Source organism: Aeromonas fluvialis, assembly GCF_000819885.1.
Lineage (GTDB): Bacteria > Pseudomonadota > Gammaproteobacteria > Enterobacterales > Aeromonadaceae > Aeromonas > Aeromonas fluvialis.
Window position 1 is genome coordinate 15525 of the sequence record NZ_CDBO01000010.1, and the last position, 23672, is coordinate 39196.

The 23672-nt window shown below is 56.9% G+C and carries 14 protein-coding genes; 10 read left to right on the top strand and 4 right to left on the bottom strand.

Annotation, left to right across the window (positions count from 1 at the left end; translation table 11 throughout):
* Nucleotides 1–98: 98 nt before the first annotated feature.
* Genes BN1125_RS02055 through BN1125_RS02065 form a run of 3 tightly spaced genes read left to right on the top strand, consistent with a single transcriptional unit; the run spans nucleotide 99 to nucleotide 2829 of the window.
* Nucleotides 99–326 carry a FeoA family protein gene (locus tag BN1125_RS02055; protein ID WP_042010349.1) on the top strand — a complete coding sequence of 76 codons (228 nt, stop codon included), beginning with the start codon at nucleotides 99–101 and terminating at the stop codon, nucleotides 324–326.
* The gene (gene feoB, locus BN1125_RS02060) at nucleotides 323–2593 is read left to right on the top strand and encodes a Fe(2+) transporter permease subunit FeoB (RefSeq protein ID WP_042010351.1); all 2271 of its coding nucleotides are present in this window, start codon (nucleotides 323–325) and stop codon (nucleotides 2591–2593) included. Before BN1125_RS02055 ends, feoB begins: the two co-directional genes overlap by 4 nt.
* Nucleotides 2590–2829, top strand: coding sequence for a FeoC-like transcriptional regulator (locus BN1125_RS02065; RefSeq protein ID WP_042010354.1), 240 nt, complete (start codon nucleotides 2590–2592; stop codon nucleotides 2827–2829). Before feoB ends, BN1125_RS02065 begins: the two co-directional genes overlap by 4 nt.
* A gap of 93 nt (nucleotides 2830–2922) precedes the next feature.
* Here BN1125_RS02065 and BN1125_RS02070 read toward each other — a convergent pair whose 3' ends face one another.
* The 4 genes from BN1125_RS02070 to gltB all read right to left on the bottom strand — a co-directional run bounded on the left by BN1125_RS02070 (nucleotide 2923) and on the right by gltB (nucleotide 11198).
* On the bottom strand, nucleotides 2923–3573 hold the full coding sequence (locus BN1125_RS02070; RefSeq protein WP_042010356.1) for a DUF2913 family protein: 651 nt from the start codon (nucleotides 3571–3573) through the stop codon (nucleotides 2923–2925).
* A gap of 101 nt (nucleotides 3574–3674) precedes the next feature.
* Nucleotides 3675–4970, bottom strand: coding sequence for a DEAD/DEAH box helicase (locus tag BN1125_RS02075; protein WP_042010359.1), 1296 nt, complete (start codon nucleotides 4968–4970; stop codon nucleotides 3675–3677).
* Between the two features lie 342 nt (nucleotides 4971–5312).
* The gene (locus tag BN1125_RS02080) at nucleotides 5313–6728 is read right to left on the bottom strand and encodes an FAD-dependent oxidoreductase (RefSeq protein WP_042010360.1); all 1416 of its coding nucleotides are present in this window, start codon (nucleotides 6726–6728) and stop codon (nucleotides 5313–5315) included.
* A gap of 12 nt (nucleotides 6729–6740) precedes the next feature.
* Nucleotides 6741–11198: a glutamate synthase large subunit gene (gene gltB / locus BN1125_RS02085; protein ID WP_042010361.1), complete on the bottom strand. Its 4458-nt coding sequence runs from the start codon at nucleotides 11196–11198 to the stop codon at nucleotides 6741–6743.
* Between the two features lie 610 nt (nucleotides 11199–11808).
* Between gltB and mnmL the strand changes: the two genes are divergently transcribed.
* The 7 genes from mnmL to BN1125_RS18820 all read left to right on the top strand — a co-directional run.
* Nucleotides 11809–12738 (top strand): tRNA modification radical SAM protein MnmL/YtqA, encoded by a 930-nt coding sequence (gene mnmL / locus BN1125_RS02090; protein ID WP_042010362.1) that lies wholly within the window; start codon nucleotides 11809–11811, stop codon nucleotides 12736–12738.
* A gap of 377 nt (nucleotides 12739–13115) precedes the next feature.
* Nucleotides 13116–15260: a type I secretion system permease/ATPase gene (locus tag BN1125_RS02095; RefSeq protein ID WP_042010364.1), complete on the top strand. Its 2145-nt coding sequence runs from the start codon at nucleotides 13116–13118 to the stop codon at nucleotides 15258–15260.
* Nucleotides 15253–16686 (top strand): HlyD family type I secretion periplasmic adaptor subunit, encoded by a 1434-nt coding sequence (locus BN1125_RS02100; RefSeq protein ID WP_208854207.1) that lies wholly within the window; start codon nucleotides 15253–15255, stop codon nucleotides 16684–16686. The genes BN1125_RS02095 and BN1125_RS02100 overlap by 8 nt, the downstream gene beginning before the upstream one ends.
* A 37-nt stretch (nucleotides 16687–16723) precedes the next feature.
* Nucleotides 16724–18040, top strand: coding sequence for a TolC family outer membrane protein (locus BN1125_RS02105; RefSeq protein WP_042010367.1), 1317 nt, complete (start codon nucleotides 16724–16726; stop codon nucleotides 18038–18040).
* 116 nt (nucleotides 18041–18156) lie between these two features.
* On the top strand, nucleotides 18157–18927 hold the full coding sequence (locus tag BN1125_RS02110) for a transglutaminase-like cysteine peptidase (RefSeq protein ID WP_425283620.1): 771 nt from the start codon (nucleotides 18157–18159) through the stop codon (nucleotides 18925–18927).
* 3 nt (nucleotides 18928–18930) lie between these two features.
* Nucleotides 18931–20856 carry an EAL domain-containing protein gene (locus BN1125_RS02115; protein WP_042010369.1) on the top strand — a complete coding sequence of 642 codons (1926 nt, stop codon included), beginning with the start codon at nucleotides 18931–18933 and terminating at the stop codon, nucleotides 20854–20856.
* Between the two features lie 269 nt (nucleotides 20857–21125).
* On the top strand, nucleotides 21126–23672 hold a 2547-nt coding region (locus BN1125_RS18820; protein WP_244268450.1), incomplete at its 3' end, for a retention module-containing protein.

Genomic DNA, 23672 nt, shown 5'->3' on the forward strand with positions numbered 1-23672 from the left:
TAAACGGAGTTTGATTTTACGCAAATAAATCTTGAACACACAGCTTATAATGCCCAGAGTAAAAGAGAATTATTCTTGTTTAACATCAGGAGACCGCCATGGTCCTCACACAGCTATTGCCAGGGCAGAGTGCTCGCATCAAGAACATGAACCAGCTGGCCCGGCCGCTGCGCCGCAAACTGATGGTGATGGGCCTGTTGCCCCAGACTGAAGTGATCTATCTGCGCTCTGCCCCCTTGGGGGACCCGCTCCAGATCCAGTGCCAGGGGATCTGTCTCTCCATGCAAAAAAGTCTTGCTCAGCAAATTGAGGTCGAGCCGGTATGAGTTATTCCCTAGTTACGGTCGGTAACCCTAATAGCGGCAAGACCTCCCTGTTCAACGCCCTGACCGGTGCCCGCCAGCAAGTGGGCAACTGGAGTGGTGTCACCGTTGACAAGAAGATGGGTGAGTTCAGCGCAGGTGAGCATCACTTCAAGCTGATGGATTTGCCCGGCATCTATAGCCTGGCTGGTCAGGATAGCAGTCTGGACGAGCAGATCGCCAGCCGTTTTGCCCAGGGCCAACAGCCCGATCTGCTGCTCAACGTCATCGACGCCGCCAATCTGGAGCGCTCCCTCTACCTCACGCTGCAATTGCGCGAACTGGGCCTGCCCATGGTGGTGGTGCTCAACAAGCTGGATATCCTGCAAAAGCGCCGCATCGTCATCGACGAGAGCAAGCTCGGCAAATCCCTCGGTTGCCCGGTGGTGGCCCTCTCGGCACACAACAGCAAGCAGGTTGCCGCCTTCAAGCAGCAGATCCGGCAGTTTATCGGTCAGCCGCAAGCAGCCTTGCAGCTCGATTACGGTCACTCTCTTGAAAACGATCTGGCGGAGCTGGAGACCCTGCTCGCCCCGCACCACCTCACTACCCGTGGCCGCGCCCTGCGCCTGCTGGAAGAGGATGAGGTGATGCAGGAGACCCTGCTGCCCGGTCAGCAGGCCGCCGCCCACAATGTGGTAGCCCGTGCTCATCAGGGGCAGGATATCGACCTGCAACTGGCCGATATTCGCTACGGCCATATCCACCAGTGGGTACAACAGGCTCGTCAGCAGAAGGGCAAGCTCACCGAGGCCCAGAGCGAATGGCTGGATCGGGTGCTGCTCAATCGCTGGATTGGCATCCCCTTCTTCCTGTTCGCCATGTACCTGATGTTCATGTTCGCCATCAACGTCGGCAGCGCCTTTATCGACTTCTTCGACATCATGGGTGGTGCCCTGTTTGTTGATGGGGTGCACCACCTGCTGGGGCTGGTCAATGCACCCGAGTGGCTGGGCGCTATTGTGGCTGATGGCTTTGGCGTTGGCTTGCAGACCGTGGCCACCTTTATTCCGGTGATTGGCTGCCTCTATCTGTTCCTCGCGGTGCTGGAGAGCTCCGGCTATCTGGCCCGTGCCGCCTTCGTGGTGGATGCCCTGATGCGCCGCCTCGGCCTGCCGGGCAAGGCGTTCGTGCCGATGTTGATGGGCTTTGGCTGTACCGTCCCCTCGGTGATGGCGACCCGTACCCTCAACTCCGAGCGGGAGCGGCTGATGACTTCCGCCATGGCTCCCTTCATGTCGTGCGGTGCCCGTCTGCCGGTTTACGCCCTGTTTGCGGTGGCCTTCTTCCCCGAATCCGGCCAGAACCTGGTGTTCGGTCTCTACCTCATCGGCATTCTGGTGGCGGTACTCACCGGCCTGTTGCTGCGCAGCACCCTGCTGCCGGGCAAGAGCGACTCCATGCTGATGGAGATGCCGGATTACGAGTGGCCGCGTCCGATCAACGTTGCTATCAAGACCTGGCAGAAGCTCAAATCCTTCGTCTTTGGCGCCGGTAAAACCATAGTTCTGGTGGTCGCCGTGCTGAGCGTGCTCAACTCGCTGGGTACCGATGGCAGTTTCGGCCATCAGGAGCAGGAGAGCTCGGTACTGAGCAAAATCAGCCAGGCGGTGACCCCGGTGCTGCACCCCATCGGTGTGCGCGATGACAACTGGCAGGCCACGGTCGGTATCGTCACCGGTATCTTCGCCAAAGAGGCGGTGGTCGGAACCCTCAACAGCCTCTACGCCGGTGGTGCCAGCGCCGAGGATGAGAGCGAGTTCTCGCTGGTGGCCAGTTTCCACGAGGCGATCGACGCCGTGGCGGCCAATCTGGCGGAGATCAATCCGAGTGACCCCATGGGATTGTCCATCGGTGAGCTGGATGATCAGCAGGCCGCGGCCGAGGCGCAGGAGGTCGATGTCTCCACCTACGGCAACATGCAGACCCACTTCGACGGGGCGGCCGGTGCCTTTGCCTACCTCTTGTTCGTGCTGCTCTATATGCCCTGTGCCGCCGCCATGGGTGCGCTGGTGCGGGAAACCGGTCGCCAGTGGGCACTGCTGACGGCAGCATGGTGCAACTACATGGCCTTTATGTGTGCCACCCTCTTCTATCAGGTGGCCACCTTTGCCGCGCACCCCGAGCAGAGCCTGTTCTGGATCGTCAGCTACGGCCTCTCTCTGGTACTGCTCTGGTGGGCCGGTCGTCGCCACGGAGACATCGTCGCCCGCAAGGTGGTGACCTTATGATCCTGCGCGAGCTGGGGGATTACCTCGCCGCGCAGCAGAAGGTGAGCCGGCGCGATCTGGCTCGCCACTTCCATACCTCGGAAGATGCGGTGGAGGCCATGCTCGGCGTCTGGATGCGCAAGGGGCGGGTCATCAAGCGGACAAGTCAGGTCTGTGGGGGCAGTTGCTGCGGCAAGAGCGAGGAGGTGATGTTCGAGTGGTGTGACGCGGGCCAGATTGGCATCAAGATCCGCTAAACGACTACCAGACCTCATCACCAAACATCGAACAATAAAAAACGGCAGACCCTGAACAAGGGTCTGCCGTTTTTTTGATGATCGCGCGCCGGATCAGGCGCTCTGGCGAGCCTCGCTCAGCAGTGCCAGCGCCGGTTGGGCGTTGTCCGGCATCAGCCGGTAGGCCTTGTGATGCTTGACCAGGGTAGTTTTCTTGTTGCCTTGGCTCAGCAGCAGACCGTGCTTGAAGGCCGCCTCGGCCAGTACCTTCTCGTCACCGCGCACATAGAGGGTGAGCGGTTTGACAAGCTCACCCGCCTCGATGTGGCCCTGATACTCGCTATGGCTTACCACCAGACTCGCCTGGCCGCCGGATTGCAGGCGCAGCTTGGCGTTCACTTCGCTCTCGGTCAACACCAGCCAGCCTGCTGTTGCCAGCTCTTCCAGCAGCGCCGCCAGCTTGGCCCCCAGTTGCTGTGGGTTGCTCATGGCGCACTGGTACTGGAAGGCGATGCGCTCCAGTAGCCCCTTGAGGTCGGCGCCCGCTCCCAGGGTGCGGCCAAGCTGCACCCAAGCTTTCAAATCTTCCATCACCAGACGGGAGAAGCGCTTCTCCTTGAGGGAATCCGCCATCCAGGTGCAGAGAAAGTGGCTCTCTTGCGCCGGGGTGCGCTTGCCAGCCTTCTGCTCGGCGGTGCGGGCCAGTTCGGCCAGACTCTGGGTGGCCATGTCGAGCAGGGCCTGATTGTAGCTGGGAGGGGTCATAAGCACTCCTTGAGTTGACCACGACAGGTCAAAACCAATGACAGAGATGGCAAAGGCGCCAGTGGCGCCTTTGCGGTGTGATTGCGAGCCAGCCTCGGGCCTTATTTCGCCTGACGGGGCTTCTTGGCGGCCGCCAGACGCTTGAGGCGCTGACCCTGCAGCTTGGCTTCGGCCATCACCTGGGCCACGGCGTTATCTTCACGCTGCGGACGCTTGCCGAAGCGACGACGCTCCTGCAACTGCTTGATCAGCTCGTCACGGTTGCTCACTTCGTAGCCCGGCACCATGATGCGGCGGATCTTCTGGCCGATCAGGGCCTCGATCTCCAGCAGGGTGCGCTCCTCTTCACGGCTGACGAAGGAGATAGCCATGCCGTGCTTGCCAGCACGACCGGTACGGCCGATGCGGTGGACATAATCTTCCGCCAGGAACGGCAGATCGTAGTTGACCACGTATTCCAGATCCGGGATGTCGAGACCACGGGCGGCCACTTCGGTGGCGACCAGCACCCGGATCTTGCCTTCCGTGAATTCGCGCAGGGCGCGGCGACGGCTGCCCTGGGCCTTGTCGCCATGGACCACGGCGGACTTGATGCCATCGAGGTTCAGCTCCTCGACCAGCACATCACAGCTCTCGCGGGTACTGGCGAACACCAGCACCTGCTGCCAGTTCTGCTTGCCAATCAGCTCGGAGAGCAGCTCGCGCTTGCGCTTCTGCTCGACCGGATAGAGGGTGTGGCTGACGGTGTCGGCAGTGGAGTTCTGCTTGTTAACGCTGACGATCTGCGGGCGATCCAGCATCAGGTTGGCCAGCTTCTTCACCGCGTCGGAGAAGGTGGCAGAGAACAGCAGGTTCTGCCGGGTCTTGTTGACCGCTTGCAGGATTTTTTGCACATCGGCACTGAAGCCCATGTCGAGGATGCGATCCGCTTCATCCATCACCAGACACTCGACGCCGGAGAGGCTGAGGTTGCAAGCGGTGAGGTGCTCCAGCAGGCGGCCCGGGGTGGCCACGATGATGTGAGCGCCCGCTTTGAGCTTCTTGGCCTGCACGTCCTGCTTGCCACCGCCAACGATAGTGATGGTGGTGATATCGAGATACTTGGCGAAGTCATTGATGTTGCTCGCCACCTGCGCCGCCAGTTCACGGGTCGGGGTCAGGATCAGCACCCGGGTGTTGGACGGCTGGGCCGGGGCTGGATTGTCCACCAGACGTTGCAGGATGGGCAGGGCGAAGGCGGCGGTCTTGCCGGTACCGGTCTGGGCGCTGGCCAGCACATCGCGGCCACGGCGAATGGCCGGGATCGCCTGTTGCTGCACAGGGGTCATCTCCTGATAACCGCAATCTGAGACAGCACGCAAAATCTCGGGGGCAAAATCGAACGATTCAAATCTCATAATGGGTTCCTGTGTTCCAGCTGGGCTGTGGTTGGCTTGGTTAGCTCGGCATAAGCGAGACGGAGGTTGTAACCACCGACGGCTGCGCCTGACATCAAGTCAGAGAGTGAGCCGGAAAATGGCGGGCGCGAAGTGTAACAGATAGAGGTCACAAATTCTGCCTCAAATGGTTGGTGTTTTTCGCGTAGCGGCTGCCCTATGTTGTAGCCATCTCAAGCCACGGCATGCCGCACTCTTCACCATTGCTGGGCGCGTATGGGCGGCCGGCGAGCGCGCATAGAAAATCAGCCCCGCATTGGCGGGGCTGATTGTGAGAGAGCATCACGGCCTGGGTCGGTCGGCTCAGACCGCCAGATAGTCCATGATCCCTTCGGCGGCTTTGCGGCCTTCGTAGATGGCGGTCACCACCAGATCGGAGCCACGTACCGCGTCGCCACCGGCGAACACCTTGGGGTTGCTGGTCTGGAAGGCATAGTCAGCCTGTTCACTGGCCTTGATGCGATCCCGGTTGTCGAGCTCGATGCCATAGTCCGTCATCCAGGGCTGAGGGTTGGGCTGGAAGCCAAACGCCATCACCACCGCATCGGCAGGCAGCACCTGTTCGGAGCCCTCAATCACTACCGCATTGCGACGGCCGTTGGCATCGGGCTCAGCCAACCGGGTGCTCACGACCTTGATGCCGACGGTGCGGCCGCTGGCATCCAGCTCGACCCCGATCGGTTGCAGGTTGAACATGAACTCGACACCTTCCTCGCGGGCGTTCTTCACCTCCCGCTTGGAGCCCGGCATGTTCTCCTCGTCGCGGCGATAGGCGCAGATCACCTTGTCTGCCCCCTGACGGATGGCGGTACGCACGCAGTCCATGGCGGTATCGCCACCGCCGAGCACCACCACCTGCTTGCCAGCGAAGTCGATGTAGTCGGCTTGCGCCTTCTCGAAACCGAGCAACCGGTTGGCGTTGGCGATGAGGTAGGGGAGGGCGTCATAGACCCCCGGCGCCTCTTCGTTGGCAAAGCCGCCCTTCATATACTTGTAGGTACCGACCCCGAGGAAGACTGCATCGAACTCGCCGAGCAGGTCGGCGAAGGTGATGTCCCGGCCCACTTCGGTCTCGAGACGAAACTCCACGCCCATCCCCTCGAAGATCTCGCGGCGACGCTGCATCACCTCTTTTTCCAGCTTGAAGGAGGGGATGCCGAAGGTGAGCAGGCCACCGATCTCCGGATACTTGTCAAACACCACAGGGGTGACGCCACCCCGTGCCAGCACGTCGGCGCAGGCAAGGCCGGCGGGGCCCGCGCCGATGACGGCGACCCGCTTGCCGGTCTTGACCACCTTGGAGAGATCGGGCCGCCAGCCCATCTCGAACGCCTTGTCGGTGATGTACTTTTCGATGTTGCCGATGGTCACCGCACCGAAGCGATCGTTGAGGGTGCAGGCGCCCTCGCACAGGCGATCCTGCGGGCAGACCCGACCGCACACCTCCGGCAGGCTGTTGGTCTGGTGAGAGAGCTCCACCGCCTCCAGAATGCGCCCCTCTTTGGCCAGTTTCAGCCAGTTGGGGATGTAGTTATGGACCGGACACTTCCATTCGCAATAGGGGTTACCACATTCGAGGCAACGATCCGCCTGCATCTCGACCTGAGGTTTTTTGAAAGACTCGTAGATCTCCACAAACTGGATTTTGCGGATCTTGAGTGGCTTCTTGGGCGGGTCGACCCGCTGCACATCGATAAACTGAAATACGTTCTGGCTCATAGGGTTCCCTCCTTATTGCGCCTGAATTCTGAGTTCTGCACTGGAACGGCTGGTGTGGCCCAGCAGCGATTTGACGTCGCTGGACTTGGGTTTGATCAGCCTGAACATGGGCACATAGGAGTCGAAGTTGGCCAGGATCTCCTCGGCGCGCGAGCTGCCGGTCTCATTGAGGTGCGCCGTGATGATGCCGCGCAGGTGCTCCTGATGGATGGCGAGATCCGCCACGTCCAGCAGTTCCACCAGCTCGGGGTTGGTGCGCTTGGCGAAGTTGCCGCACTCGTCGAGCACGTAGGCAAAGCCGCCGGTCATGCCCGCCGCGAAGTTGACGCCGGTCTGGCCAAGCACGGTGACGATACCGCCGGTCATGTATTCACAACCGTTGTCGCCAATGCCCTCGACCACCGCCAGGGCACCAGAGTTGCGCACCGCGAAACGCTCGCCAGCGGTGCCTGCTGCATAGAGTTTGCCGCCGGTGGCGCCGTAGAGGCAGGTGTTGCCGATGATGGCCGCTTCGTGGGATTTGAACGCCACGCCGACGTGGGGCTTGATCACCAGCTTGCCGCCGGTCATCCCCTTGCCCACGTAGTCGTTGGCGTCACCGGTGAGGATCATCTCAAGGCCGCCCGCGTTCCAGACGCCGAAGCTCTGGCCAGCGGTGCCGTTGAAGTGCGCCCTGACCGGATCTGCCGCCATTCCCTGATTGCCGTGACGCTTGACGATTTCGCCGGAGAGACGGGCACCCACCGAACGGTCGGTGTTACGGATGTCGTAGCGGAACTCGCCGCCGCTGGCATGCTCAACCGCCTCCAGCAGGTCCTCGACCATTTGCAGGTTGAGCGGCCCCTTGTCGAAGGTGGGGTTGTGCTGCTGGCTGAACAGGCTGGAGCCTGCCGGCGCCACCGGGCGGGCCAGAATGCCACAGAGATCCAGCTTGGCCTGACGGGCGGTGAGGCCGGGCAGGGCTTCCAGCAGATCGGTGCGGCCAATCAGGTCGGTCAGTTGGGTGACCCCCAGCTGGGCCATCAGCTCACGGGTCTCCTCGGCGATGAACTTGAAGTAGTTCATCACCATCTCCGGCAGGCCGGTGAAGTGTTCGCGACGCAGCTTCTCATCCTGAGTGGCAACGCCGGTGGCGCAGTTGTTCAGGTGGCAGATCCGCAGGTATTTGCAGCCGAGCGCCACCATGGGGCCGGTGCCAAACCCGAAGCTTTCGGCGCCAAGGATGGCCGCCTTGATGATGTCCAGACCGGTCTTGAGACCGCCATCCACCTGCAGGCGCACCTTGTGGCGCAGGCCGTTGGCGACCAGCGCCTGCTGGGTTTCAGCCAGACCCAGCTCCCACGGGGAGCCGGCATATTTGACCGAGGTGAGGGGGCTTGCGCCGGTGCCGCCGTCATAACCGGAGATGGTGATGAAGTCGGCATAGGCCTTGGCCACGCCGCAGGCGATGGTGCCCACGCCCGGCTCGGAGACCAGTTTCACCGACACCAGACAGCTCGGGTTGATCTGCTTGATGTCGAAGATGAGCTGGGCCAGATCCTCGATGGAGTAGATGTCGTGGTGCGGCGGCGGTGAAATCAGGGTCACGCCGGGCACGGAATAGCGCAGTTGGGCGATCTGGGCGGTCACCTTGTCGCCGGGCAGTTGGCCACCTTCGCCGGGCTTGGCACCCTGAGCCACCTTGATCTGCACCACATCGGCGTTCATCAGGTAGTGGGGGGTGACGCCAAAGCGACCGGAAGCCACCTGCTTGATACGGGAGTTCTTCTCGGTGCCAAAACGCTTGGGATCTTCGCCGCCTTCACCTGAGTTGCTCTGACCGCCGAGGCGGTTCATGGCGACAGCCAGTGCCTCGTGGGCTTCCGGGCCGAGGGCACCGATTGACATGGCGGCGGAGTCGAAGCGGGGGAACAGCTTGTCGGCCGGCTCCACTTGATCCAGCGCCACCGGATTGTCGACCTTCTTCAGGGCAAGCAGATCACGCAGGGTGGCGACCGGGCGCTCGTTCACCAGACGGGCATACTCCTTGTAATCGGCATAGTTGCCGGATCGAACCGCGGTTTGCAGGGTCTGCACCACATCCGGGTTGTAGGTGTGGTACTCGCCGCCATGGACGAATTTGAGCAGGCCGCCGTGGGCAAGGGGCTTGCGGGCCAGCCATGCCTGACGGGCCAGATTGTGCTGATCTTGCTGGATGTCGGCAAAGTCGGCCCCCTGAATGCGGCTCGATACGCCGCGGAAGCAGGTATCCACCACCGACTTGGCCAGGCCCACCGCTTCGAACAGCTGGGAGCAGCGGTAACTTGCCACCGTGCTGATGCCCATCTTGGACATCACCTTGTAGAGCCCCTTGTTGATGCCGTTGCGGTAGTTGACCATGGCCTGGCGCAGGGGCATGGTGAGCACGCCCTCTTCAACCTGTTTGGCCAGGGTTTCGTAGGCGAGATAGGGGTAGATGGCGGTGGCGCCAAAGCCCAGCAGCACCGAGAAGTGGTGCGGATCGCGGCAGCTTGCGGTCTCCACCAGAATGTTGGCGTCACAGCGCAGGTTGTTGTCTACCAGGGTGCGCTGCACGGCACCCACCGCCATGGCGGCCGGGATCGGCAGGGTGTCGGCGCTGATATTGCGATCCGACAGTACCAGCAACACGGTGCCACTCTTGGCGGCAGCTTTGGCCTCGTCGCAGATGCGCACGATGGCCGCTTCCAGTCCCTCTTCGGGCTTGAAGTTGAGGCTGATCACCTGATGACGGTAATACTCACCTTCCAGTGCCAGCAGCTGGTGGAAGTCGGAGTAGAGCAGGATCGGCGACTGGAACAGCACCCGGTGGGCGTGGCCGAAGGTTTCGTTGAAGACGTTCTGCTCGCGACCGATACAGGTGGCCAGCGACATGACGTGATTTTCACGCAGCGGGTCGATGGGCGGGTTGGTCACCTGGGCAAACATCTGACGGAAGTAGTCATAAAGGGTGCGCGGGCCGGAGGAGAGCACCGCCATCGGGGTATCATCCCCCATGGAGCCCACCGCTTCCTGACCGTTCTCACCGAGAACCCGGATGATCTGATCCAGCTCTTCGAAGGAGTAGCCAAACAGCTTCTGGTAGGTTTTCAGCTGGTCGTCGGCAAATTCGCGGCTGCCGGTCTGGCTGTCATCCATCTGCTCGAACGGCACCAGTCGGCGGCAGTGCTTGTCCATCCACTGCCTGTAGGTGTGGCGGTTCTTGAGATCGTCATCGATCTCGAAGCTGGTCCACACCTTGCCGTTGCTGGTATCCACCACGAACAGCTCGCCCGGGCCGACCCGGCCTTTCTCCAGCACTTCGTCCGGGGTGTAATCCCAGGTGCCGACTTCGGAGGCGAGCGTGATGAACTTGTCCTTGGTGATGACGTAGCGGGCGGGGCGCAGGCCGTTGCGATCGAGCGCGCAGGTGGCGTAGCGGCCGTCGGTCATGACGATACCGGCGGGGCCGTCCCAGGGCTCCATATGCATGGAGTTGAAGTCATAGAAGGCGCGCAGGTCGTCATCCATGTTCGGGTGCTTCTGCCATGCAGGCGGGATCAGCAGACGCATGGCGCGGAACAGGTCCATACCACCGGCGAGGAAGAGATCCAGCATGTTGTCGAGGCTGGAAGAGTCGGAGCCCGTGGTGTTGACGAAAGGGGCTGCCTCCTGCAAATCCGGAATGAGCGGGGTGGCGAACTTGTAGCTGCGCGCCCTGGCCCACTGACGGTTGCCAGCGATGGTGTTGATTTCGCCGTTGTGGGCGAGATAGCGAAATGGCTGGGCCAGTGGCCAGCGCGGGCTGGTGTTGGTGGAGAAGCGCTGGTGGAAGACGCAGATGGCCGCCTGCATGCGGATGTCGGCGAGATCCAGATAGAAGCGGGGCAAGTCCACCGGCATGCACAGCCCTTTATAGACGGTGACCAGATTGGAGAGGCTGACCACGTAGAAGTAGTCGTCGTTGATGCGCTTCTCGATGCGGCGACGCACGATATAGAGACGACGCTCGAGATCCTTGTCAACCCAGCCAGGCGGGGCGTTGACAAAGACCTGTTCAATACTGGGCAGGGAAGCCTTGGCGATGGTACCGAGCACATTGGTATCGACGGGTACCTTGCGCCAGCCAACCAGACTCAGGGTCTCTTTTTCGAGCTCTTCGTCGATAATGTCGCGGGTCTGCTGGGCCAATACGGGGTCCGGGTTGAGAAACAGCATGCCGACTGCATAGTTGCGGCCAAGGTGCCATCCCTTCTCTTCGGCGACAGCCCTGAAGAAGCTGTCCGGTTTTTGCAGCAACAGGCCACAACCGTCGCCGGTCTTGCCATCGGCGGAGATCCCGCCGCGGTGCTGCATGCGAGCCAATGCTGACATCGCGAGACGAACAAGCTTGTGGCTGGCTTCCCCTTCCATGTGGGCCAACAGGCCGAAGCCACAGTTATCCCTCTCCAGCTTTGGATCATATAGTGACATTGCTTTCTCCCTTGCTCGGCCTTGCATCGCACAGTCATCACCTGACTGCATAAATTGCGATTGGCTCTTGTGGTTCCGTCTGCCTGACGTGGCGAATCTCCAAACTAATGGGATTTTCTGGCGAGGTCAATCGCAGTTCAGGTTTGTCCTTGCGGTTACATTTGCATAACAAAATGCCAGGTTAGAGGTTTTGGTCGATTTTTGTGGTGCAATTATTCTGGGTAAGTGTGCCTTTGTAGTTAAATATATTGAAAATGGGGTATTCAATGGTGAGCTTGGTGACCGAGGGGGAATGTAGTAATTTTACCAATTCGACGTTGCCGATAGCGGAAGGGATCACATTTTCAATATTGCAGGCTTGCAATTGTGTTTGCTCGGGTCTTGTTAAAATTTTCATTGTTCAACAGAGGGTTATAATGTTCTATTTTCATATGAGTTCTCATCCCCTGGGCAGCTAAAGAGTACCAAGATTCTTGTTTTTGCGTCTTTTCTCTATATTTATTCAAAATTGACTGGATATTTATATGCTTTATCTCATCTGCTAGCTTGATCCAGCTCAGTCCCTCTTGTGTGCAAACTCGTACAATGGCGCTCCTTTAGCGGAGGAGCCATGCAGTTACACGAACTCGTCAATACATTCGGTCAGGATCTCAAGCAGCGTCACGGCCAGAAGATCCACAAACTCTCCATTCACGGCGCCTTCACCTGCCCGAACCGGGACGGTACCCTGGGCCGTGGTGGCTGCACCTTCTGCAACGTATCTTCTTTCGCCGATGAGTCGGCCCAGCAACTCTCCGTGGTGCAACAACTGTTGGCTCGGCGCGATGAAGTGACCCGCGCCAAGCGCTATCTTGCCTATTTTCAGGCCTATACCAGTACCTATGCCGAGGTTGAGTATCTGCAGCGGATGTATGAAGAGGCGCTGTCGGTGAGCGATATGGTGGGGCTCTGTGTGGGCACTCGGCCCGATTGCGTGCCGGATGCGGTACTTGATCTGCTGGCGGGCTATCAGGCGCGGGGTTATGAGGTGTGGCTGGAGCTCGGGCTGCAGAGTGCCAATGATAAAACCCTGCAACGGATCAATCGCGGCCACGGTTATGCCGCCTATGTGGATGCGGTGACGCGTGCTCATCAGCGTGGCATCAAGGTATGTGCCCATCTGATCGTCGGCCTGCCGGGCGAGATGCCGATGGACAGCCTGGATACCTTGCATCGCATTGTGGAAACGGGGGTGGAGGGGATCAAGCTGCATCCGCTCCACGTGGTGCAGGGCAGTACCCTTGGCAAGGCGTGGCAAGCGGGGCGGCTTGAGGTATTGACGCTGGAGCAGTATGTGGAGGCGGCGGTCGCCATGATCCAGCACACGCCGCCCGAGGTGGTGTATCACCGGATTTCTGCATCGGCGCGCCGCCCAACCCTGCTGGCGCCGGTCTGGTGTGAAAATCGCTGGACAGCCATGGCGGATATTGCAAAAGCACTCTCATTGAGCGGCCCGCAAGGCCATGCGTTGGGCAGATCCTTCATACTTCCTGACCTATAATTGAGCGTCAGGTTATTATTTTCACGTAAAACATAGGGTTATATAAAAAAGTTCATACCATGAACTATAGTTTTGCTACCTGCTGGTTGATATAGTGGTGCCCCCTAATCAATGCCATTATCAATTAACTCCCATATTTTCCCTGATTTACAGCGTTAGCATGGTGTTGGTGAGCCGTTTTTTTACCAATAACGAACCATGCCACTATGTGTTGCCAAGCAGGGAAATAGGGGCTGAGTATTGCGATCTATCTGGACAGGTTTATCCCCTGAAAAGGCGCATCAGCGGGAGGGCCACTCGGTTTTAGCGTGGCTATTGCAGGGAAATATGAGCGATGAACGCTCTTATCTACCTCATTTATGCAGTGACAGGATGCTATGCAAGCAGAAACAAGTCGTATCGATGAGTTATTGGAGTGTCTGGTCTTCTTGACCCGCTTTTATGGTGTGCCCAACAGCCAGGATGCCCTGACGACCGGGTTGCCACTGGTATCCGGACGCCTGACTACCGCACTCTTTTGCCGTGCTGCCGAGCGGGGCGGGTTATCCGCCCGTGAAGTGATCCAGCCACTGGCCGATATCTCTCCCTTGTTGCTGCCTTGTGTCTTGCAGATGCGCAGTGGTGGCGCCTGCATTTTGCTGGAGTGGAACGAAGATCACAGCCAAGGGAAAGTGATTTTCCCGCAGGCCGGTGATGCCGCGCAATGGCTGACGGCTGCCCAGCTGGGCGATGAATATCTGGGGCGCCTCTTCTATGTGAAGAAGCAGTTCAAGTTTGATGAGCGCTCTCCCAAGGTGCTGGAAACCCGTGATGGACACTGGTTCTGGAGCACCTTGTTTGAATCTCGTGGTATCTATCGCGATGTGCTGATCGCCTCCATTCTGATCAACCTGTTTGCCATCGCCAGCCCGCTGTTTACCATGAACGTCTATGACAAGATTGTGCCCAATCTGGCATTTGATTCGCTCTGGGTGCTAGCGGTCGGGGCCATGGTGGTCTTTACCTTCGATTTGGTGATGCGGCAGTTGCGCAGCTACTTCATCGATATCGCCGGTAAAAAATCCGATGTGCTGCTGTCGGCCAAGATCTTCGCCAAGGTGATGGGGATGCGGATGGAATCTCGTCCCGCCTCCACCGGTGCCTTCGCCAAACACCTGCAGGAGTTCGAGTCGGTGCGGGAGTTTTTCACCTCCGCCACCGTTTCTACCCTCATCGATCTGCCTTTTGCCGTTTTCTTCCTGTTTATCATCTGGATGTTTGCCGGCGTGATGGTGGTGGTGCCCATCGTCGCCATGCTGATCCTGATTGCCTACAGCGTTTATATTCAGGAGCCGCTCAAGCAGTCCATCGAAGAGGGCTCACGCCTTGCGTCCCAGAAGAACGCCAACCTGATTGAAAGTATTTCCGGGCTTGAAACCGTCAAGATCTTCGGCGCCGAGAGCATGTTCCAGCATCGCTGGGAACAGGCGGTCTCCCACATATCCACCTGGGGGGTGCAGACCCGCCGGATTACCAACTCCATGTCCTCGCTGGCCAGTTATATCCAGCAGGTGGTGACGGTCGGGCTGGTGATCGTCGGTGTCTACCAGATTTCCGAAGGCTTGGTCACTATGGGGGGCATGATCGCCGCCGTGATGTTGTCCAGCCGTGCCATTGCGCCCATGGTGCAACTCTCCGTGCTCTCCACCCGCTATAACCAGGCCAAGTCGGCGCTGGATATTCTGGAAAAAATCATGCAGACCCCGGGTGAGCAGGAGGAGGGTAAGCAATATATCCATCACCCGGTGATTGCTGGCAAGATCGAATTTGAGAATGTCTCCTTCAAATATCCGGGGATGGAAACCAGCACCCTGCACAATATCAATTTGCGGATCCAGCCGGGTGAGAAGGTGGCGATTATCGGCCGGATAGGGGCTGGCAAGACAACCCTCGAGAAATTGTTGATGGGGTTGTATCGGCCGACCGATGGTTCGGTGCGCATCGACGGGTTCGAGCTGGATCAGCTGCCTTCGGCCGTGATCCGCCGCAATATTGGCTGTGTTCCACAAGATGTCATCCTCTTTTTCGGTTCGGTGCGGGACAACATCATGCTGGGTAATCCGCTAGTGGATGATGTGAGGGTATTGCGTGCCGCCAAACGTGCCGGGGTGACCAACTTTACCAACCGGGATCCCAACGGGCTTGATCGGCAGATTGGCGAAGGGGGCCGCCAGCTCTCCGGTGGCCAGCGTCAGGCCATTTTGCTGGCCCGTGCCCTGCTTAATGATCCCCCTATTCTGGTGATGGATGAACCGACCTCAAACATGGACAATCAGTCCGAGATGCAGGTCAAACAGGAGCTGGCCAGACTGGGCCCGGAAACCACCTTGATCCTCATCACTCACAAAACCTCGATGCTGGATGTGGCCTCGCGGGTGGTTGTCATCGAGCAGGGACAGATTGTGGCAGATGGTCCCAAAGAGGTGGTGTTGCAGCAGTTGAAGGAAGGCAAGGTGCGCGTGCAGGAGGTGTCCCATGGCTAAGGGGCTCATGGACTGGTTCAGGCGCAGCAAGAAGGCTCCTTCCGGCGACGTATTACCGGCACCCGAACATCTGGAATTTGTCGATGACGGCGCGGCAGCTGTCCTGCTGACCACGCCGACCGGCGCCCGTATCCTGTTGTGGTGCTGTTTCCTCTTTTTCATGAGTGCGATCGTCTGGGCGGCTTGGGCCGAGCTGGATGAAGTCACCGTGGGTCAGGGCAAGGTTATTCCATCCCGTCAGCTGCAGGTGATCCAGAACCTCGAAGGGGGGATCGTCAAAGAGATCTTCGTCAAAGAGGGGGATATCGTCGAGAAGGGGCAGCCGCTGCTGCGCATCGATGACACCCGTTTCCGCTCCGATTTTCGTGAGCGTGAGCAGGAACTGGTCACCCTGAAAGGGGATATTTCCCGCTTGCGCGCCGAAATGGCCAGTGTCGAGGTGAAAAATGACCCCGCACTGGGGTGGCGCGAGCAGGTCGTGGTAGGAGAAGCGCCAATTCAGTTCCCCGATGGCTATGAAACCGTCTTTCCCGAATATGCCAACCGTGAACGCTCGGTACAACGGGATCGCCTTAATAACTTGAAGAACCAGCTCTATATTCTTGGTCAACAGATCGAACAGAAAGAGCAGGAGCTGATTGAGCTAAATGCCAAGATCCGCACCGTGAATCGCAGCGTGGATTTGGCAAAACAGGAACTCAATATCAGCCGCCCGCTGGCGAAAGAGGGCATAGTGCCGCAAGTGGAGCTAATCAAGCTGGAGCGGCAGGTTAACGAAATGCAGGGGGAGCTGGAGAGTAATCGTCTGCTTATTCCCAAACTGAATTCGGTTCTGCGGGAGACTATATCAAAGCGTAATGACATAGCCTTCACGTTCAGGGCTGACTCCCAGACCGAGTTGAATGAAAAGCAGGGGCGGTTGGGACAGCTGTCAGAAGGTCAGGTTGGCTTGCGCGACAGGGTAGACCGTACTAGCGTGATTGCGCCGCTCAAAGGCACCATCAAAAAATTGAAAATCAATACGTTAGGTGGTGTTGTCCAGCCCGGGATGGATTTGATGGAGATAGTGCCGTTGGAGGATACCTTGCTGGTTGAAGCCAAAGTCTCGCCGAAAGATATTGCCTTTCTGCGGCCGGGCCTGGATGCCATCGTCAAGATCACGGCCTACGACTTTACAATCTATGGAGGATTGCATGGCAAGGTTGAACAGATAAGTGCGGACTCGATCCAGGATGAGGAGGGGAACTCCTTTTATCTGGTTCGGGTGCGTACCGAGAAGAGTTACTTGGGCGATGAGCTTAACGCACTTCCCATCATCCCCGGTATGTTAGCCAGTGCTGATATCATTACTGGTAAAAAAAGTGTCCTAGACTATTTGCTGAAACCCATATTAAGGGCAAAGCAGTCGGCACTGAGAGAACGATAAGCCAACAATCTAAAAACAAAACATGACTGGAGATAACATGAAAAAAACGATTGTTGCCATGCTGGTCAGTGGTCTCATACTGATCCCTGGCCTGGGTCAGGCACAGACTCTGGAAGAGTCGGTGGCACAGACACTTGCCACACATCCCAAGATCAAGGAAGCGTTTGATCTTTATCAGGCTCGCCTCTATCAACATGATGGAGCCAAGGGGGGCTATTATCCTACGATCGATCTGCGTGGCGGCGTAGGCTATGAAAAAACTGACAGTCCATCAACGCGTCGTGATTCAACAATTGACGATTCGTTGACTCGCAAAGAGGCTGGACTCAGTTTGCGACAGATGCTGTTTGATGGCTTTGATGTCAGCAACAACGTGTCCAGAACGGAGGCTGAAGCCAATGCCCAGCGTCTGGCGATGATCTCCGAAGCGGAAAACACCACGCTGCGGGTGGCTGAGGTCTACCTCAATATGTTGCGTCAGCAGGAGATCCTGGAGCTCTCCAAGCAGAACCTTGAAACCCATGAGCAGATCCGTAGCGATATCCAGAAGCGGACTGATTCGGGGCTCGGTTCTACCGCAGACCAGACCCAGATTGATGGTCGTGTAGCTCGAGCCTATGCCAATCAAGCGGCAGCGGAAAACAACTATCGCGACGCAGAGAGTGAATTTATTCGGGTGGTTAACGAGGTACCAAAAGATCTCGTTCAACCGGTTCCCAACACCGAACTGATCCCGATCAGCCTCGATACTGCCCTGAAAACGGCTACAGAAGTTCACCCGACCCTGCTTTCATCTCTGCAGGATATTGAAGCGGCCAAGTATCAGCATGAGGGTGCCAAATCCGGTTTCTACCCCAACGTCACTTTTGAAGTGGATCAAAACTGGAATGAGGATATCGATGCCGAGAAAGGTCGCAATGACGATCTGACGGCAATGGTGCGGATGCGTTACAACCTGTTCCGTGGTGGTTCTGACGTTGCCGAGAGCAATGCTACATCGGCGCTTTACTCTCAGGCGAAAGACATTCATCTGAACGCATTTCGTCAGGTAGAAGAGGGAACCCGTTTGGCGTGGAATGCGAAAGAGTCGTTGGCCAAACAGAAAATCTTTCTGAAAGAGCACGTGGATGCAAGTTACGATACCGTTCAGGCATACAAGAAGCAGTTTGGCTTGGGTCAGCGTACCTTGCTGGACGTATTGAACACCGAAAACGAATTGTTCGAGGCGCGTCGCAGCTATATCACTGCCGAATATGATGCCTTGCTGGCGGATTATCGCATCCTCAATGCGACAGGCAGCCTGCTCAATGCATTTAGTGTCAAGCAACCCGCTGAATGGCAGGCCAAGCAATAACCGTTTGCCCATGATCCCGCCGGGATGATGGACGCCATCATGGTGACTGCTGCTGGCAGTCACCACGTTTGGCTAAAGCAGGTGGTTGCACGGGTTTGAGGAGTGCAGCAGCAATAATGCAGCAGGAATATGATGTGTCACTCCAGCGCGGGATCGGTGGCAGATGGTGTTATCTCTTCAATGAATGGAGATACCGTTCGCTACGTGCTCTGAGCCACTTCTTATGGATCCTGCTGTTACCCTTCTCATTGTTGCTCTGTGCCAGTCAGCCGTTGCCACCAGAAGATCTCAACTTGATCAAGCGGGCGGAGCAGACTTACGGCGTCAGAGCCGGCAAGCGTGTCACCAGTTGGCGTATGCTCGTCATGGAGACGAAGGGCAGATCACTGAGCGAAGAAAAAAAGCTCGAACGGGTAAATAATTTTTTCAATCGGATGCGTTTTATTGACGATATCAAGTTGTGGCGCAAGAAAGATTATTGGGCAACCCCGTTGGAATTTTTGGGAGCCGCCGGGGGAGACTGTGAAGATTTCAGTATTGCCAAATATTCAACTTTGCTTGAATTGGGTATCCCGGATGAAAAAATGAGGATGGTGTACGTCAAGGCGCTCGATTATAACCAGTTTCATATGGTTGTTGCCTATTACGAGACGCCATCATCGGTCCCGGTGATCCTGGACAATCTTATCGGTTCTATCCGTCCGGCAAGCCAACGTCGGGATCTGGTACCTATTTATAGCTTTAACGGTAGTCACTTGTGGTTGATGAAGGCGCGTGGCCAAGGGGAACTGGCTGGCCAATCATCTCGCTTGGGATTATGGAATGATTTACGCAATCGCATGACATCGGGGCGATTGGCTCGGCCTGTGGTGAATTTGGATGATTAACCTATGACGCTCTATCGACAGTTATTAGCCACCATGCTGCTGCTGTTTGGATTGCTCTTTGCGGCCACATACTGGGTGCAATTCAATTCAACCCGCACTTATCTGGCGCAGCAACAGGAAACAACAGTCATCAATACGGCAACCTCACTGGGGCTTGCGCTCACCCCCTATCTGGAGAATGGTGACAAGGTCGGTGCCGAGTCGGTGATCCAGGCCATCTTTGATGGCGGCTATTATCGACTGGTTCGCCTCGATCTGCTGGCATTAAAAGATGTTATCGAGCAGGAAAATACCAACACCATTCAGGGTGTGCCGCACTGGTTTATTAATTTGGGGCTGTTTCCAGAGGTATCCAACGAGTCAATTCTGACGTCTGGCTGGCTGCAGCTTGGAAAATTAAAAGTGGTTGGTCATCCTGGCCAGGCTTATTACGAGTTGTGGCGTGGAATGAGCGAACTGGCGAGCTGGTTTTTGGTCGGTTTCTTGATCACCACCATTTTGTTGATGAGAGCACTTAATTACTTGCTCAAGCCACTCAAACAGATCTGTGAACAGGCAGTCGAGATTGAGCTGCACCATTTTGGTCATACGATACCGGAGCCTAACACTCATGAATTGAAGCAGGTCGTTCAGGCGATCAATACCCTATCAGGCAAGTTGGCGTTGCAGTTCAAAGAGCAAGCCGATGAGGCTGAGAAATTGCGTGAACGGGTTTATGTCGATGCTGTATCGGGTCTTGGTAACCGTGCCTATTTTGTTGGCCAGGTTAACGCATGGATAGCGGAGGCTGGCCAAGGTGGTGTCATGCTGGTTGCGGTCGATATGCTGGACGATATATATCGTGATGAAGGCTTTGCGGCCCGCGACAACATGGTCAAATCGATTGCTCAAGCCTTGAAAGAGCAATTAAAAGGGTGGGATGGCGCAGCCTTGGCGCGGATCTCCGCGACGGAATATGCGCTGCTCTGTCCAACCGACGACCTCACTCAGCTCAAGGAGTTGGCTGAAGTGATTAATAGCCGCATTGCCGATCTGGTGGTGAATCCAATGGGTGAAGGAGATGCGCTTTCCATCATCGGTATTGCTGGCCGTGATGGCAATGATGATCTCTCTGCCTTGTTGACCAAAGCAGATAACGCGCTTGGCAAGGCACGCAATGAACGGCGTGGTGCTGTCGTGATGGAAGGGGGCGCTGAACAAGGTTTGATGGGGCGTTTGGCTTGGCGAGATCTGGTACAAGATGCCATTTCAAGACAACTCTGGCGCTTTAAAGCCCAACCTGCTTGCCGGTTCGATAATGGCGCCAGATTGCATGCCGAGCTGTTTGCATCCATCTCCCGTGATGGCACAGATTATTTTGCCGGTCAATTTTTGCCTGCGATTGAACAGTTCAAGCTGGGTGGTGAGTTTGACCAGGCGGTGCTTGATGCTTGTGTTCCATTACTGCAAAAGCAGTCTGATCTGGTGCTGGCGATCAATATCACTGCAGGCTCGCTCTGCTCGGATGAGTTTTTAATCTGGCTAACGCGCTATCTGACCGAGCATGCCGAGCTGAAAGAGCGGTTGCTATTTGAAATACCTGAAGCTGCGATCATGAAGCATAAAGACAATGTGGCTGCGCTGGTGGGTACTTTGCAAGCCCATGGCTTCCAGTGGGGGGTAGACCACTACGGTCGTCACTTCCAGTCTCTGGGCTATCTGGAGGAGCTGTCGCCGGCTTATGTCAAGGTCGATCACGGTTATACCAGTCAGATCATGGAGCCGGGTGCTGATACCTCATTCCTGGCTGCGGTGTGTCGTGCCGCGCACAATGCTGGTGTAACCACCATAGCGACTCGTGTCGAGGATCAGAATCAAGTCGAGCTGCTCTCCAAGTTGCATATCGATGGTTATCAGGGATTCGTGCATCCTGCTTTCCCCTTGTTTTGATGGATATGTGTGTTGTAAAAATGGCCCCGAACGGGGTCATTTTTTATATCTATATATTATTTTTTTTGCATTTTTTATTATTAAATTAATTAGGGTGTCACAAGGGGCTCTTTTTATCGTTATGATTTTCATTGAAAAAAACTAACCTTTCGATTTTTTTCTCTATATCGGTTTGATATCCGTCAAATCTGTACATTAATGCAACGGAACAGTGCGCAATCTACTTCTACGGTGTAGACATCAAGATCTGTCACCTTGGAGCAATGGATATGCGTACCCAAATTATTGACAAGACCGTGGTTGTTTCGGCCATCGAAGGCAAAGTTGAAATTGTGCTGGCTGATGGTAGCTCCCGCCCGCTGCAAAAAGGGGAAATTCTGCAACCCGGGGCCAAGTTGACCATTGCGGATGATGCCAAGCTGGCTCTTTCCCCTTATGACGATACGCCTGTATCGGATGCCTCGGCTGGTTCCGAGTCGGCTGAGCCAGCTCAACCGCAAGTAGCGACCAGCGCGGAAGGCACACCTTCAGATATTGCCGCGTTGCAAGAGTCAATTTTGCAAGGTGTTGACCCGACTAAAAACTTTGAGGCTTCTGCAGCCGGTGGTGCGCCTGCTGCTGGTGGCGGTATTGGTGGGGTAGCTGGAGCAAGTGGCAATGGTGGTTTTGTCACCATTGATAGAACAGGTGATGCGACCATTGCCGAGGCCGGCTTCGACACAACCTATCAGGCTGAACCCTTTGTCGACACTCAGCAATTTGTAGAACCATTGCTGGTCAATGAACTGGCCGATGAGGGTGAGCAACTGGTTGTGCCCGAAGATGGCGTATTGAATGGAAATTTACTGACCAATACTACAAATCCAGATGGTCCGAATGCAGCAACAGTGGTCAGCTTCAGCTGGGGTGACAATGCTAATGTCGCAGTAGGCTCTAGTATCACGATCAATGGTGTCGGCACCCTTGTCGTCAATGCGGACGGTAGTTTCACCTTCACCCCAGCGCCTAACTATGATGGCACCGTTCCCTCAATAAATTACCAGGTGAGTGATGGCCAAGACATAGTGACGTCGACACTCGTTGTCTCCATTACCCCGGTAGATGAAGAAGTAGATCTTGGTGGGCTGACTCGGGAAGGGGGTGAGGTACAAGTCGGCGATCCCAATTTAGCGGATGGTTCGGCTCCCAACGCCGCTGCTCTGACTCAAAGTGGAGTGTTTACCTTCAATGCGCCTGACGGCGTCCAGAGCTTGACTTTGGGTGGCGTGCTATTGATCAGTGGTGGGAGCATCATTACTTTACCTCAGGCAATTAGTAGCTCATTAGGTAATCAACTGATTGTTACGGGTATTACCTACAATCCGGTAACGGGTGCAGGGAGTGTGAGCTACAACTACACCTTGCTGGATAACGAGAGCCATACCAAACCGGCTAATGATGCTTCCCTGGGCGAGAGCTTCAGCGTTGTGCTGGTTGATACCGATGGTGATACGGCCAACGACACGCTTGATGTCGCTATTTTGGATGATGTGCCTCGTGTTGCGACCGCCCTGGGTGAGTTTTCTCCCCTAATAGTGGATGAGAGTAATTTTAGCGTCATAGATAAAGGAAATTTCGCCGGCGCCTTTCAGGCAAATCTAGGCGCTGATGGCGGTGTTGTTGCTTATGCGCTTGAGATCAACAGCCTCGACAGCGGCCTGCGGGATGCAGCCACCGGTGCGGTCATCGAGTTGCATCTAGTGGGTGGCACTATCCAGGGCTGGGTTGATGGTGATCCCGCCGTAGTGGCGTTCACGGCTGCAGTCGACGCGTCAGGTGATTTGACCCTGACCCAACTGCGGGCTCTGCAGCATTCGGATACAACCAGCAATGATGAGCCTTTGGCTATCGCCGGTGGCGTCATTCGGTTGGTTGCGATTGCGACTGATGGAGATGGCGACACTGCTAGCGCCAATCTGGATTTGGGTGGTCTGTTGGTGTTCCGGGACGACGGCCCAAGCCTGACCGTGAACGCAGACATTTCACGCGAAGAGCAGGTTGCACTTTCGGTCAATGTGGATGAAACCGAGGGCAATGAGCAGTTGGCGGTGGGCGAGTTGGACACCGACGGTAATACCGACGATGCAGGCCCTGGGCTTGGTCAGGTCACGACGAATGTGGCGGGTGGTTTGACCAGCTTGTTTGCGGCGCTGGGCGGTAGCTATGGTGCTGACGGAGCAGGCACCACCACGGGCGTGTTGAGTTTTGTCGGCTTCCCGGCTGAGGGTGGGTTGGCGACCAACCTGTCCTCGACGGCAGGTGGAGCGATCACCCTGTTCCTTGAAGGGGGTGTGATCGTCGGGCGGGATGCCGATGGTGGCGATCCGGTGTTCACCATTGCTATCGTCGGCGAGCAGTTGCAAACCATACTGTTTGAAGCCTTGGAACATCCCAATAACGCCACCTTCGATGAGGCCCTACAACTGCAGTTGCTGGCAGACGGCGCGGTGCAACTGCAATACGCCGTGACCCGTGTGGATGCAGATGGTGACAGTATTACCCGGTCGGCCACGGTGGACTTGATCAGCCACACCACGCTTGAGGGTGATGGCGAAAGTCAGGAGGGCGGTGTCAGCACTACCAGCTACTTCAGTTTCGATGACGACGGCCCAAGCGCATCGATTCGTGTGGTGTCTGAAGCCAGCGTGGTGCTGGACGAGTCGCTGGGTGCTGATGCGGGTGACGGCAATGTCGCCACGGATGACATTACGCTGGCCAATCCGAACCCATTCAGTGTGAGTTACGGCGCGCCGATAGGGGCGGTGTCGGGTGTTGAC

Coding starts and splice junctions, on each gene's coding strand:
- gltB (WP_042010361.1), bottom strand. CDS start 11,198: ATGTCACTATATGATCCAAAGCTGGAGAGGGATAACTGTGGCTTCGGC.
- BN1125_RS02115 (WP_042010369.1), top strand. CDS start 18,931: ATGACGCTCTATCGACAGTTATTAGCCACCATGCTGCTGCTGTTTGGA.
- BN1125_RS02065 (WP_042010354.1), top strand. CDS start 2,590: ATGATCCTGCGCGAGCTGGGGGATTACCTCGCCGCGCAGCAGAAGGTG.
- BN1125_RS02075 (WP_042010359.1), bottom strand. CDS start 4,970: ATGAGATTTGAATCGTTCGATTTTGCCCCCGAGATTTTGCGTGCTGTC.
- BN1125_RS02095 (WP_042010364.1), top strand. CDS start 13,116: ATGCAAGCAGAAACAAGTCGTATCGATGAGTTATTGGAGTGTCTGGTC.
- BN1125_RS02105 (WP_042010367.1), top strand. CDS start 16,724: ATGAAAAAAACGATTGTTGCCATGCTGGTCAGTGGTCTCATACTGATC.
- BN1125_RS02100 (WP_208854207.1), top strand. CDS start 15,253: ATGGCTAAGGGGCTCATGGACTGGTTCAGGCGCAGCAAGAAGGCTCCT.
- mnmL (WP_042010362.1), top strand. CDS start 11,809: ATGCAGTTACACGAACTCGTCAATACATTCGGTCAGGATCTCAAGCAG.
- BN1125_RS02080 (WP_042010360.1), bottom strand. CDS start 6,728: ATGAGCCAGAACGTATTTCAGTTTATCGATGTGCAGCGGGTCGACCCG.
- BN1125_RS02110 (WP_425283620.1), top strand. CDS start 18,157: ATGCAGCAGGAATATGATGTGTCACTCCAGCGCGGGATCGGTGGCAGA.
- BN1125_RS02055 (WP_042010349.1), top strand. CDS start 99: ATGGTCCTCACACAGCTATTGCCAGGGCAGAGTGCTCGCATCAAGAAC.
- feoB (WP_042010351.1), top strand. CDS start 323: ATGAGTTATTCCCTAGTTACGGTCGGTAACCCTAATAGCGGCAAGACC.
- BN1125_RS02070 (WP_042010356.1), bottom strand. CDS start 3,573: ATGACCCCTCCCAGCTACAATCAGGCCCTGCTCGACATGGCCACCCAG.